At 70.2% G+C, this 12,995-nt stretch carries 13 protein-coding genes; 2 read left to right on the plus strand and 11 right to left on the minus strand.

Annotation, left to right across the window (positions count from 1 at the left end):
- Window positions 1-40 precede the first annotated feature (40 nt).
- Window positions 41-2,566 carry an ATP-dependent Clp protease ATP-binding subunit gene (locus tag ACH4YL_RS37725; RefSeq protein WP_398512049.1) on the minus strand — a complete coding sequence of 842 codons (2,526 nt, stop codon included), beginning with the start codon at window positions 2,564-2,566 and terminating at the stop codon, window positions 41-43.
- A 431-nt stretch (window positions 2,567-2,997) separates the two neighbouring features.
- Here ACH4YL_RS37725 and ACH4YL_RS37730 point away from each other — a divergent pair, with 431 nt between their 5' ends.
- Window positions 2,998-3,591, plus strand: a complete 594-nt coding sequence (locus tag ACH4YL_RS37730) for an SCO3374 family protein (protein WP_398512050.1) — start codon at window positions 2,998-3,000, stop codon at window positions 3,589-3,591.
- Here the strand turns inward: ACH4YL_RS37730 and ACH4YL_RS37735 are convergent.
- From ACH4YL_RS37735 to ACH4YL_RS37780, 10 genes are all read right to left on the minus strand, one after another.
- Window positions 3,570-3,905, minus strand: a complete 336-nt coding sequence (locus ACH4YL_RS37735; RefSeq protein ID WP_398512051.1) for an Lsr2 family protein — start codon at window positions 3,903-3,905, stop codon at window positions 3,570-3,572. The genes ACH4YL_RS37730 and ACH4YL_RS37735 overlap by 22 nt on opposite strands.
- Before the next feature lie 143 nt (window positions 3,906-4,048).
- Complete coding sequence (locus tag ACH4YL_RS37740; RefSeq protein ID WP_398512052.1) at window positions 4,049-4,570, minus strand: amino-acid N-acetyltransferase; 522 nt, start codon at window positions 4,568-4,570, stop codon at window positions 4,049-4,051.
- Window positions 4,571-4,579: 9 nt separating this feature from the next.
- Window positions 4,580-5,047: a BlaI/MecI/CopY family transcriptional regulator gene (locus tag ACH4YL_RS37745; protein ID WP_398512062.1), complete on the minus strand. Its 468-nt coding sequence runs from the start codon at window positions 5,045-5,047 to the stop codon at window positions 4,580-4,582.
- A 129-nt stretch (window positions 5,048-5,176) separates the two neighbouring features.
- Window positions 5,177-5,350, minus strand: a complete 174-nt coding sequence (locus ACH4YL_RS37750) for a hypothetical protein (protein WP_398512053.1) — start codon at window positions 5,348-5,350, stop codon at window positions 5,177-5,179.
- 14 nt (window positions 5,351-5,364) lie between these two features.
- Entirely contained in the window at window positions 5,365-5,970 is a 606-nt protein-coding gene (locus tag ACH4YL_RS37755; RefSeq protein WP_398512063.1) for a hypothetical protein, read from the minus strand.
- A 154-nt stretch (window positions 5,971-6,124) separates the two neighbouring features.
- Window positions 6,125-6,922, minus strand: coding sequence for a type III pantothenate kinase (locus tag ACH4YL_RS37760; protein WP_398512054.1), 798 nt, complete (start codon window positions 6,920-6,922; stop codon window positions 6,125-6,127).
- Window positions 6,922-7,947: a carboxylating nicotinate-nucleotide diphosphorylase gene (gene nadC, locus ACH4YL_RS37765; protein ID WP_398512055.1), complete on the minus strand. Its 1,026-nt coding sequence runs from the start codon at window positions 7,945-7,947 to the stop codon at window positions 6,922-6,924. The genes ACH4YL_RS37760 and nadC overlap by 1 nt, the downstream gene beginning before the upstream one ends.
- Window positions 7,948-7,949: 2 nt before the next feature.
- Window positions 7,950-9,650, minus strand: a complete 1,701-nt coding sequence (locus ACH4YL_RS37770) for an L-aspartate oxidase (RefSeq protein ID WP_398512056.1) — start codon at window positions 9,648-9,650, stop codon at window positions 7,950-7,952.
- The gene (gene panC / locus ACH4YL_RS37775) at window positions 9,647-10,651 is read right to left on the minus strand and encodes a pantoate--beta-alanine ligase (RefSeq protein WP_398512057.1); all 1,005 of its coding nucleotides are present in this window, start codon (window positions 10,649-10,651) and stop codon (window positions 9,647-9,649) included. Before panC ends, ACH4YL_RS37770 begins: the two co-directional genes overlap by 4 nt.
- Entirely contained in the window at window positions 10,648-11,568 is a 921-nt protein-coding gene (locus ACH4YL_RS37780) for a Rossmann-like and DUF2520 domain-containing protein (RefSeq protein ID WP_398512058.1), read from the minus strand. The genes panC and ACH4YL_RS37780 overlap by 4 nt, the downstream gene beginning before the upstream one ends.
- Before the next feature lie 115 nt (window positions 11,569-11,683).
- On the opposite strand from ACH4YL_RS37780, the gene ACH4YL_RS37785 reads away from it, so the two are divergent.
- On the plus strand, window positions 11,684-12,904 hold the full coding sequence (locus tag ACH4YL_RS37785) for a threonine aldolase family protein (RefSeq protein WP_398512059.1): 1,221 nt from the start codon (window positions 11,684-11,686) through the stop codon (window positions 12,902-12,904).
- Window positions 12,905-12,995: the final 91 nt, after the last annotated feature.

The raw sequence follows: 12,995 nt of genomic DNA on the forward strand, positions 1-12,995 counted from the left end.
CGGGGCAGCCCCTTCAAGCATTCGGCTCAGCGCGCGAGCCTCACGCCTCCTTCGACAGGTTGGGACCAGCCCCACCCGCCGCCTGCTCGATCGGCGGGACGTCCGGCAGCGCCGTCTTCTCCTCGCCGCGGAAGGTGAACTTCTTCTCTTCACCCTCGCCCTCGGTGTCCACGACCACGATGTGACCGGGGCGCAGCTCGCCGAAGAGGATCTTCTCCGACAGCAGGTCCTCGATCTCGCGCTGGATCGTCCGGCGCAGCGGCCGGGCGCCCATGACCGGGTCGTAGCCCTTCTTCGCGAGCAGCGACTTGGCGTCCGAGCTGAGCTCGATGCCCATGTCGCGGTCCTTCAGGCGCTCGTCCACCTTGGCGATCATGAGGTCGACGATCTGGATGATGTCGTCCTCGGTGAGCTGGTGGAAGACCACCGTGTCGTCGACACGGTTCAGGAACTCCGGCCGGAAGTGCTGCTTCAGCTCTTCGTTGACCTTGGTCTTCATCCGCTCGTAGTTCGACTTGGTGTCGCCCTGCGCGGCGAAGCCCAGGTTGAATCCCTTGGAGATGTCCCGGGTCCCGAGGTTGGTCGTCATGATGATGACCGTGTTCTTGAAGTCCACGACGCGGCCCTGGGAGTCGGTCAGCCGACCGTCCTCCAGGATCTGCAGAAGGGAATTGAAGATATCGGGGTGGGCCTTCTCGACCTCGTCGAAGAGGACGACGGAGAACGGCTTCCGGCGCACCTTCTCGGTGAGCTGGCCGCCCTCTTCGTAACCCACGTATCCGGGCGGGGAACCGAAGAGACGGGAAACCGTGTGCTTCTCGCTGAACTCCGACATGTCGAGGGAGATCAGCGCGTCCTCGTCGCCGAAGAGGAATTCGGCGAGCGTCTTGGAGAGCTCGGTCTTACCGACGCCGGACGGGCCGGCGAAGATGAACGAGCCACCGGGACGCTTCGGGTCCTTCAGGCCGGCGCGCGTACGCCGGATCGCCTGGGAAAGGGCCTTGATGGCGTCCTTCTGACCGATGACGCGCTTGTGGAGCTCGTCCTCCATGCGCAGCAGACGCGAGGACTCCTCCTCGGTCAGCTTGAAGACGGGAATGCCGGTCGCCGTGGCGAGGACTTCGGCGATGAGCTCGCCGTCGACCTCGGCGACGACGTCCATGTCGCCGGCCTTCCATTCCTTCTCGCGCTTGGTCTTCGCGGCGAGCAGCTGCTTCTCCTTGTCGCGGAGAGAGGCCGCCTTCTCGAAGTCCTGGGAGTCGATCGCCGACTCCTTGTCACGGCGCACGCCCGCGATCTTCTCGTCGAACTCGCGGAGGTCCGGCGGCGCGGTCATCCGGCGGATGCGCATCCGGGAACCGGCCTCGTCGATCAGGTCGATCGCCTTGTCCGGCAGGAAGCGGTCCGAGATGTACCTGTCGGCCAGGGTCGCGGCCTGGACCAGCGCCTCGTCCGTGATGGAGACCCGGTGGTGGGCCTCGTAACGGTCGCGCAGGCCCTTGAGGATCTCAATGGTGTGCGGCAGCGACGGCTCCGCGACCTGGATCGGCTGGAAGCGGCGCTCGAGGGCCGCGTCCTTCTCCAGGTGCTTGCGGTACTCGTCGAGCGTCGTGGCGCCGATGGTCTGCAGCTCGCCACGCGCCAGCATCGGCTTCAGGATGCTCGCGGCGTCGATCGCGCCTTCGGCGGCGCCCGCACCCACCAGGGTGTGGAGCTCGTCGATGAACAGGATGATGTCGCCGCGGGTGCGGATCTCCTTGAGCACCTTCTTCAGGCGCTCCTCGAAGTCACCGCGGTAGCGGGAGCCCGCGACCAGCGCGCCGAGGTCCAGGGTGTAGAGGTGCTTGTCCTTGAGGGTCTCGGGCACCTCGCCCTTGACGATGGCCTGCGCCAGGCCCTCGACGACCGCCGTCTTGCCGACGCCGGGCTCGCCGATGAGCACGGGGTTGTTCTTCGTACGGCGGGACAGCACCTGCATGACCCGCTCGATCTCCTTCTCGCGCCCGATGACCGGGTCGAGCTTGGACTCACGAGCGGCCTGGGTGAGATTCCGGCCGAACTGGTCCAGGACGAGCGAGGTCGAGGGCGTGCCCTCGGCCGGGCCGCCTGCTGTGGCGGCTTCCTTGCCCTGGTATCCGGAGAGCAGCTGGATGACCTGCTGCCGCACCCGGTTGAGATCGGCGCCCAGCTTCACGAGGACCTGGGCTGCGACGCCCTCGCCCTCGCGGATCAGGCCGAGCAGGATGTGCTCGGTGCCGATGTAGTTGTGGCCCAGCTGAAGGGCCTCGCGGAGCGACAGCTCCAGGACCTTCTTGGCACGGGGGGTGAAGGGGATGTGCCCGGACGGGGCCTGCTGGCCCTGACCGATGATCTCCTCCACCTGCTGGCGGACCGCCTCGAGCGAAATCCCGAGGCTCTCCAGGGCCTTAGCGGCGACACCCTCACCCTCGTGGATAAGGCCCAGGAGGATGTGCTCGGTGCCGATGTAGTTGTGGTTGAGCATCCGGGCTTCTTCCTGAGCCAGGACGACAACCCGCCGCGCGCGGTCGGTGAACCTCTCGAACATCGTTAATCGCTCCTCAGAGCGGTCAGAAAGATTGGGGACGATCCCCTCCCTGTCCTTCCGCAGCTTAGTCCCGCAAGCGGGGACCGCTCATTCCAACTGCCGACACCCGTCCGTGGCCTCCTGACCGCTGAACGCCGACACCTGCTCCAACCCGATGGTGCGAGACGATGTTCCCGCAGGCCAGGCAGTTACCCTCACCACCACTACGCCGATGGCGAACGTGAGACGGCCGTGCGAGCGTGTCGCCCCTCCCCACTAGGAATGTCTTACCCGTAAGCACTGACACTCCATGCGGCGGACACCGGTTCCCTCAGCTACGGGCGAACAACCTTGCGCTCAAGAATGCTCCCGTACGCCCCAAATCTGGACACCCTGCGCGATCGGCCCCCCACTCTGCGTAACTCTGGGACCTTCCCGGGAGTTCCCGAGACATGGCTCTCACCGTCCCGCTTCCCCGCACGCCCTCCGACGGCGGCGTCGCGCAGTGGTACGAGACCCGGCTCGGCTGGGCGGCGGCGGACGGCTCCCCGGTCCGGCTGCGCACCGGGCTGCGGTTCGACGTACTGGATCTGCCCGCGGACGCGGGTGCGGCGGTGCTGCGCCGGATCGACCTCAGCGGGCCCGTGGCCCTGGCGGGACGCAGAATGCGGCTGCTGGTGGCCGCGGGAAGCGCGGAGGAGCTGCCGGGGCTGCTCGACTGGCTGGAGTGGGGCGGGATCGCTCTCGATCTGACCGCCGTCGGCACGGGCGGGCTGATGACCGCCCCGCCGCCCCCCGGATGGTCCGGATCCCGGGGGGCCGCCGTGTGGCTGCGGCCCCCCGTGCCGGGACGCGAGGTGGAGCCGACGCTGCCGGCCCTGGTCCCTTTCGGAAGCAAAGCTGGCACCGGCGGGGGAATCAGCACCGATCTCGTGCGACTTCTGGACACGGTGGCGACTCAGTGCCACCGAGCCCGTTTGCTGCGTACGAATACGTCGCGTGCGAATACTCGGCCGTCGGCAGGTCAGCCGTTGGCCTTCTCGTAGGCCTCGCGGACCGTGGCCGGGACACGGCCGCGGTCGTTGACCTCATAACCGTTCGCCTTCGCCCACGCGCGGATTTCCGCGGTGTCCTTGTTGCCGCTCGCCGCCGGGCGACCCTTGCCACGGCCGGACGCGGCCCGGCCACCGGTACGCCGGCCGCTCTTGGCATACGGCTCCAGCAGCCCGCGCAGCTTGTCGGCATTGGCGGTGGTGAGGTCGATCTCGTAGGTCTTGCCGTCCAGCGCGAACGTCACGGTCTCGTCCGCCTCGCCACCGTCGAGGTCGTCGACAAGAAGGACCTGAACCTTCTGTGCCACCGGATTTCCTTTCATCGAAAATGCAGTACGCGGAAAGGAAACCGCTTTTCCCAGGAAAACACAAACCCTTGGGAGAGGTTCAGAAGCTCAAGAACGCGGGAAACGTGAGCGATTCGGACATAGGGTTCCGGCTCTTGTGGTGATCACAGGTGCAGAAGCATCCGGCTGTTGCCCAAGGTGTTCGGCTTCACTCGTTCGAGCCCGAGGAACTCGGCGACGCCCTCGTCATAGGAACGCAGCAGTTCGGTGTACACCTCGCCGTCGACGGGTGTCTCACCGATCTCGACGAAGCCGTGCTTGCTGAAGAAGTCCACTTCGAAGGTGAGACAGAAAACCCGCCGCACACCCAGCCAGCGCGCCGTCTGCAACAGCTTGTCCAGTAGGTGATGGCCGATCCCGGTGCCCTTGAAGGCGGGATCGACGGCGAGAGTGCGGACTTCCGCGAGGTCTTCCCACATGACATGCAGTGCACCGCAGGCGACGACCGATGCGTCCACGTCGCGTTCCGCGACCCAGAACTCCTGGATGGCTTCGTAAAGAGTGACCGTGGCTTTGTCGAGCAGGATGCCTTCACTCACGTACGGATCCAAGAGCCGGCGGACCGCCGACACATCGCTGGTCCTGGCCCGTCGGACGGTGACGGCATTTGCTGCGGCATAAGGCATGGGCCGACGCTATCGCCCCTGAGCGGTCTCGCCGTCGGCGGCCTCGTCGCCCTCAACCTCGCCCTGAACCTCACGCTGAACGTCGGCCGGAACGTCGGCGGGAACATCGCTCGGAACGTCGCCCTGAACGATGCTCACGGCGGCTTGCAGCGCCTCACGCTGCTCGGGCGACATCATGCCGAAGAAGGCGACAAGTGCGGCCGCGGGGTTGTCGCTCCTGGACCATGCCTCGTTCATCAGTGCGGCCGAGTAGGCGGCGCGGGTGGAGACCGCCGTATATCGATAGGCGCGGCCCTCGACTTCCCTGCGGACCCAGCCCTTCTGATGGAGATTGTCCATTACGGTCATCACGGTGGTGTAGGCGATGGACCGTTCCTGCTGAAGGTCTTCCAGGACTTCCCGGACGGTGACCGGCCGGTTCCATTGCCAGACGCGCGTCATGACGGCGTCTTCCAGCTCTCCCAATTGGCGGGGCACATCGCCACCATAGTGGGAGATGCCCGGCATGGCTGGTTATTGACGTAGGAAAAAGGACGTACGGCTGGAAATACGCCGTACGTCCTTGATCTGCGTGATGCGCCCGACCGGAACCGGGACCGGATCCGGTCAGCTGTCCCGGACGGCCTGGCGGGTGGACTCGGCGCGAGCGATCGTGGCGTCCACGAACGCGTCCTCCTTCGCCTTGTTCGGACCGCCCTGGCTCTTGACGATCGTGACGACGAGCACGGTGAAGAAGACGGCCATCACCACGGGAGGCAGCAGCGCGGATACGTAGTCCATGGGTCCCAGAGTAGCTAGCCGGCGGCGCGCTGTTCGGGTGGGGGCACGGGGCGGCGGCGGGGCGGGAAGACCTCGGACGGCTTGGGGACCGGCCGCTCGGCGGGCTCGGACGGCTTGGGCTGCGGGTTCCCCGGCTCGGGCTTCGGCTCCGGCTTGCGCTGGGGCTTCGACTTCTCCTCGTCGGCGGCGCGGCCGCCGGGCAGTGCGAGGAGGCGGGTACGCGCCGCGGGGGCCTGGAACGGTACGGAGCGGCCGGCCAGCCGGGCGCGCACCGACTGCTCGGCGAGCGACTGGCAGCGGTGCAGCACGGCGGCGCCGACCGGATGGCCGCGCAGCGTGCGCAGCGCGGCGAGATCCTCCGGACGGGGGTCGTAGCCGGCGGCCAGGGCGTCCTGGAGAAGCTCCAGATAGCCCGCTGTGGAGCCGGGGAGCGCTTCGCGGTACCTGACCAGGTCGGCGAGGAGAAAGGCGCGCAGCCGACCGGCCTCGCGCATCGCCTCGTCCACGGAATCGGCCAGCCGCAGACAGTCCTGGACGTCCTCGTCGGCGAGCGGGACGGGATGGAGGGCGCTGGCGAGAGCGCGTCGGAGCACACGCAGCTCGTCTGCGCTGAAGGCCATGCCGCCGCGGGATCCGTATGGCGTGGGCATGGCCCGACGATACGTGCGACGAGGACAAAATCGGGTTATTCACCCACCCCGGGCGCGCCGTGAGTTTCTGCGGTCCGGGTGTCCCCGGGGCGCCGGGGACAGGGCCCCGGGCCCGGGAGGTCCGTCACATGCGGGAGACGTTGCGTTCGTAGACCAGGCGCAGGCCGATCAGCGTCAGCCACGGCTCGTGTTCGTCGATTTCCGAGGCCTCGCCCAGAACCATCGGCGCCAGGCCGCCCGTCGCGATCACCGTCACCTCGTCCGCGTCGTCGGCCAGCTCGACCTTCATGCGGCGGACGACGCCGTCGACCTGTCCCGCGAAGCCGTAGACGATGCCCGACTGCATCGCCTCGACCGTGTTCTTGCCGATCACGCTCCGCGGGCGGGCCAGTTCGATCTTGCGGAGCTGGGCGCCCTTGACGCCGAGTGCCTCGACCGAGATCTCGATGCCGGGGGCGATCACACCGCCCGCGTACTCCCCGCGCGCGCTGACCGCGTCGAACGTCGTCGCCGTGCCGAAGTCGACGACGATCGCCGGGCCCCCGTACAGATCGACCGCCGCGACCGCGTTGATGATGCGGTCCGCGCCGACCTCCTTGGGGTTGTCCATCAGGATCGGCACACCGGTCTTGATGCCGGGCTCGACGAGGACCGCCGGGACGTCGCCGTAGTAGCGGCGGGTCACCTCGCGCAGCTCGTGCAGGACGGAAGGGACCGTCGAGCAGATCGCGATGCCCTCGATGCCGTCGCCCAGTTCGTCGCCGAGCAGCGGGTGCATGCCCATCAAGCCCTGTAGCAGGACGGCCAGTTCGTCGGCGGTGCGGCGGGCGTCGGTGGAGATGCGCCAGTGTTCGACGATCTCCTCGCCGTCGAAGAGCCCCAGCACCGTGTGCGTGTTGCCGACGTCGATCGTGAGCAGCATCAGACGTCAGCCTCACGGAAGTCGAGGCCGATGTCGAGGATCGGGGAGGAGTGCGTCAGGGCGCCCACCGCGAGGTAGTCGACGCCGGTCTCGGCGTAGGCGCGGGCGTTGTCGAGTGTGAGGCGGCCGGAGGATTCGAGCGCGGCCCGGCCGGCCACGATCGAGACGGCCTCCGCGGTCTCGGCCGGCGTGAAGTTGTCGAGCAGGATCAGGTCCGCGCCCGCGTCGAGGACCTCGCGCACCTGGTGCAGCGTGTCCACCTCGACCTCGACCGGAATGTCCTGGCGGTGCTTCGCGAGCATGTCCCGTACGGCCTTGAAGGCCGCCGCGACGCCGCCCGCGGCGACCACGTGGTTGTCCTTCACCAGCGCCGCGTCGGCCAGCGACATGCGGTGGTTGACGCCGCCGCCGCAGCGCACCGCGTACTTCTCCAGAGCACGCAGGCCCGGTGTCGTCTTGCGGGTGTCGCGGACCTTCGCCTTGGTGCCCTCCAGCGCGTCCGCCCAGGCGCGCGTGGCGGTGGCGATGCCGGAGAGACGGCACAGGATGTTCAGCGCGCTGCGCTCGCCGAGCAGCAGCTCACGGGTGTTGGCGGTGACGGAGAGGAGCTTCTGGCCCGCCTCGACGCGGTCGCCGTCCTCGGCGTGCCGCTCCACCATGAAGTCGTCCGAGCACACGATGGACAGCACCGCCTCGGCGATCTGCAGTCCCGCGACCGTGCCGGCCTCGCGTGCGGTGAAGTCGCCGGTGGCCATTGCCTCTTGAGGGACGGTCGCGATGCTCGTCACGTCCGAGCCGCCGTCGAGGTCCTCGCTGATCGCGAGGTGCGCGATGTCCTCCACCTGGACGGGGTCGAGGCCCGCGTCGGCCAGCATCCGCGCGAGGGCGGGGTCGAGACCGCACTCGTACGCTTCGTCGCCGCAGCCGCAGGCGTCGCCGCAGCCGCTGTCGGCGGTCTCGGCGGGGGCGCCGTACTGGATCAGCGGTACGTCCACCGGTCGCGGACGTTCTTCGGGCGTGCTCACGGTTACGGCTCCATGGGGGCGTCGGGGACGGTCGGTGCGAAGTCGGTGCTGTCGGTGCGGCGGACGACGAGGCTGCGGTCGGGTGAGAGGCGTACGACCAGGTGGCGGCGCCACTCGGCGTCGTCGCGCTCGGGCCGGTCCTCGCGCCAGTGGCAGCCGCGGGTCTCCTCGCGGCGCAGCGCGGCCGCGGTCAGGACCCGGGCCACGCACAGCAGGTTGGAGGTCTCCCAGGACTCGACGCCGGGCTCGGCCGTCTTGGCGGTGGGCCCGTTCCCGTCCTCGACGGCGTTGCGGTGGACGGTGTCCAGCGCGGCGGCCGCCTCGTTGAGGCTGTCCGCCGAGCGGAGCACGCCCGCGCCGTGGGACATGATCCGCTGGATGTCGGCACGCGTCTCGGGAGCGATGAGCGGCAGTACGGACGGGGTCGCCGGAGCGGCCGGCGCACCGGCCCGCAGTGGTGCGCGGGAGGCGATGTCGGCGGCGATGCGCTCCGCGAAGACCAGGCCTTCGAGGAGGGAGTTGGAGGCCAGCCGGTTCGCGCCGTGGACGCCGGTGCAGGCGACCTCGCCGCAGGCGTACAGGCCCGGGACCGTGGTGCGGCCGCGCAGGTCGGTGCGGACGCCGCCGGACGCGTAGTGCGCGGCGGGCGCGACCGGGATCGGCTCGGTGACCGGGTCGATGCCGTGCGCGCGGCAGGCGGCGAGGATGGTCGGGAAGCGGGAGGCCCACATCTCGGCGCCGAAGTGGCGGGCGTCCAGGTACATGTGGGCCGCGCCCTGCTCCTGCATCCGGCGCATGATGCCCTTGGCGACGATGTCGCGCGGGGCGAGCTCGGCCAGTTCGTGCTGTCCGAGCATGAAGCGGGTGCCGGACGCGTCGACGAGAAACGCGCCCTCGCCCCGTACCGCCTCCGAGACCAGCGGCTGCTGGCCCTCCGAATCCGCGCCGAGGAACAGCACGGTCGGGTGGAACTGCACGAACTCGAGGTCGGAGACCTCCGCGCCGGCCCGCAGCGCCAGCGCGACGCCGTCCCCGGTGGAGACAGCGGGGTTGGTGGTGGCGGAGAAGACCTGGCCCATGCCGCCGGTGGCGAGGACGACGGCCGGTGCGTGGACGGCGCCGACGCCGTCGTGCTGGCCCTCGCCCATCACATGCAGCGTGACGCCGGCCGTACGGCCTTCGGCGTCCGTGAGCAGGTCCAGGACCAGTGCGTTCTCGATGGTGCGCAGTCCGGCCGCGCGGACCGCCTCGACCAGCGCCCGGGAGATCTCCGCGCCCGTCGCGTCGCCTCCGGCATGCGCGATACGGCGGCGGTGGTGGCCGCCCTCGCGGGTGAGCTCGATCTCGCCGGCCTCGGAGGTGTCGAACTGCGCGCCGGTGGCGATCAGTCGGCGTACGGCGTCGGGTCCTTCGGTCACCAGTACCCGTACGGCTGTCTCGTCGCAGACGTCCGCGCCCGCGACGAGCGTGTCCTGAAGGTGCTGCTCCGGGGTGTCGCCGTCGCCGAGCGCGGCGGCGATCCCGCCCTGCGCCCAGCGCGTGGAGCCGTCGTCGAGACGGGCCTTGGTGACCACGACCGTGCTCAGCCCGGCGGCCGCGCAGCGCAGTGCGGCGGTGAGGCCGGCGACGCCGGAGCCGACCACGACGACGTCGGCGGCGATGGCCCAGCCGGGCGCGGGGGCGTTCAGCCGTATGCCGGTCACGTGGGGACTCCGAACCTCAGGGGGATGTTGTCGATCAGGCGCGTCGTGCCGACTTTGGCGGCGACGGCGAGGATCGCGTCGCCGGAGTGGTCGTCGGAGACCTCGGCAAAGGTGTCCGGGTCCACGAGAGCCAGATAGTCGATGGCGAGCGGCGGCACGATCCTGGCTGCCTCGTCGAGGACGACGCGGGCCGCGGCCCGCACGCCGTCGGCTCCGCCGGGTCCCGCCTGGGCCACAGCGTGCGCGTCGGCCGCGGCACGGGCCTCGCCTATGGCGGAGAGCGCGGCGGCTCGGGCGTGCGTGCCGGGCGTGGCCGCGGCGCGGGCGTGCAGCGCCTGCTGGGCGCCGAGGCGGTCGCGGGCCGCGAACAGGGCGCGGGACAGAGCCAGGGCGGTGGTCCGCTCGGCCGCCGAGAGGTAACGGTTGCGGCTGGACAGCGCGAGTCCGTCGGCCTCGCGGACGGTCGGTACGCCGACGATCTCGACCTGGAAGTTCAGATCGCGGACCATCCGGCGGATCAGCGCGAGCTGCTGGGCGTCCTTCTGCCCGTAGAACGCGACGTCGGGCCGGGTGAGGTGGAGGAGCTTGGCGACGACGGTGAGCATGCCGTCGAAGTGGCCGGGGCGGCTGGCTCCTTCGAGGCGCTCGCCCATGGGGCCCGCGGAGATCCTGACCTGCGGCCGTCCGCCCGGGTAGACCTCGTCGAGGGACGGGGCGAACACGACGTCGGCGCCCGCCTCTTCGGCGGTCTTGACGTCCGCGTCAAGGGTGCGGGGGTAGCGCTCGAGGTCCTCGCCGGCGCCGAACTGCAGCGGGTTCACAAAGACGGTGACGGTCACGAAGCCGTCGGGACCGACGTGTTCGCGCGCGGTGCGGATGAGGGTGGCGTGGCCGTCGTGGAGGGCGCCCATGGTCATGACGACGGCCCGGGTGGACCGCGGGGCCTTGGCTTCTTGCAGGGTGTGCAGCTCGTCCGCGGTCTGTACGACGTCGAAGCTCATCGCGCGTCGTCCTCCGCCAGTACGCCCAGCAGATCCTCCGCGAGCTCCGGCTTGAGCATGCCGTGCGCGAGCGCCCGGTCGGCGGTGGTGCGGGCCATCGCCAGATAGCCCGCGACCGTGCCGGGCGCGTGCTTGCGCAGCTCCGCGACATGGGCCGCCACCGTGCCCGCGTCGCCGCGTGCGACGGGTCCGGTGAGGGCCGCGTCCCCGGACCGCAGAGCGTTGTCGAGGGCCGCGCCGAGCAGCGGGCCGAGCATCCGGTCGGGCGCGGTGACCCCTGCCGTACGCAGCAGCTCCATCGACTGGGCGACCAGCGTGACCAGGTGGTTCGCACCGAGCGCGAGAGCCGCGTGATAGAGCGGGCGGGACTCCTCCTCGATCCACTCCGGCTCGCCGCCCATTTCGATGACCAGCGCCTCGGCGGCCAGCCGCAGCTCCTCGGGCGCGGTCACGCCGAACGAACAGCCCGCCAGCCGCTGGACGTCCACGCTCGTCCCGGTGAACGTCATCGCCGGATGCAGCGCGAGCGGCAGCGCACCGGCCCGCATCGCCGGGTCCAGCACCTTCGCCCCGTACCGCCCGGAAGTGTGCACAAGCAGCTGCCCGGGTCGTACGGCACCGGTCTCGACGAGTCCCTCGACCAGCGCGGGCAGCGCGTCGTCCGGCACGGTCAGCAGCACCAGCTCGGCGCGCGCGAGCACCTCCGCGGGCGGCACCACCGGAACGTCGGGCAGCAGCGCGGCGGCCCGCCGCACGGACGCGTCGGAGACGCCCGAGACGGCGACCGGCCGGTGCCCGGCGAGCTGCAGCGACGCCGCGAGTGCCGGGCCGACACGGCCGGCGCCGACGACGCCGACGGTCAGGCGGGCGGGGCGGTCCCGCGGGTCGAGCGGTTCCTGTGGTGCTGTGGGGTTCACGCGGCGGGGCCTTCCGTTCCAGTCCGCGGGGGGTACCGGACGATTTCCCGTCATGCTACGCCAGGGCCGCAGCGTCTCCATCGGTTGTCCACAGGCTGTGGGCGATGATCGAGCCATGGCTGAAACGAGCGGTGAGAGCGTGCTGACCGAGTCCGTCGGATCGGACCCGCAGGACGAGTCGGCGAACCCGTACGACGACGCACAGAGCGCCCAGGACCAGCGCGGACGTAGGCTCGCCGCGTGGCGGGCCTCTGACCGGGTGCTGTGGCGGGCCTCCGCGGACCGCAGCATCGGCGAGCGTCTGACGTCCCTGGCGGCGGAGGCGGGCAAGGTCCACGATCTGGACGACTGGACCGATGTGTACGGCAACGGGGTCGTCGCGGCACTGGAGCGGCGGGTGGCCGAGCTGCTCGGCTTCCCGGACGCGCTCTTCTTCCCGACCGGGACGATGGCTCAGCAGGTGGCGCTGCGCTGCTGGGCCGGGCGCACCGGCAGTCCGGTGGTCGCGCTGCACCCGATGGCCCATCCGGAGCTGCACGAGGGCGGCGCGTTCGGCGCGGTGAGCGGGCTGCGCACGGTCCATCCGACGCACGAGCTGCGGCTGCCGACGGCCGACGAGGTGCGGGACTTCGAGGAGCCCTTCGGCGCCCTGATGCTGGAACTGCCCCTGCGGGACGCGGGTTTTGTGCTGCCGACGTGGGACGAGCTGACGGCGGTGGTGGACGCGGCGCGCGAAAGGGATGCAGTGGTGCACTTCGACGGCGCGCGGCTGTGGGAGTGCGCGCCCCACTTCGACCGCGCGCTGGACGAGATCGCCTCGCTCGCGGACAGCGTGTACGTGTCCTTCTACAAGTCCCTGGACGGCCTCTCGGGCGCGGCACTCGCGGGCCCGTCGGACCTGATCTCCGAGGCCCGCGTCTGGCGCCACCGGTACGGCGGCCTGGTCTTCCAGCAGTACCCGGCGGCGCTGTCGGCCCTGCTCGGCCTGGAACGGGAACTGCCGCAGCTGCCGTCGTACGTCGCGCACGCGAAGACGGTCGCGGCGGCGCTGACGGAGAGCTTCCGCGACTCGGGCACGCCCTGGTTCCGCATCCATCCGGAGGAGCCGCACACCCACCAGTTCCAGGTCTGGCTGGCGGGGGATGCCCAGGCGCTGAACGCGGCGGCGCTGAGCCAGTCGGAAGAGACGGGAGTGACGCTGTTCCGCCGCTGGTTCACGGACGGCTGCCCGCCTGGCATCGCCGCCACAGAGGTGACGGTGGGCCGGGAGGGCCTGGAGTGGACCGGGCGGGACGTGCGGTCGGCGGTGGAGGACTTCCTGCTACGGGTGAGCTAGTACTGCAACGGTGTTTGCCGTGACGGTTGGGCAGTTTTTATGGGCTGTGTCCGCGTCGTTTGTAGTGACTGAGGCGGGCTTGGTGTTGTCG

This window comes from Streptomyces sp. NPDC020681 (assembly GCF_044334895.1).
GTDB lineage: Bacteria > Actinomycetota > Actinomycetes > Streptomycetales > Streptomycetaceae > Streptomyces.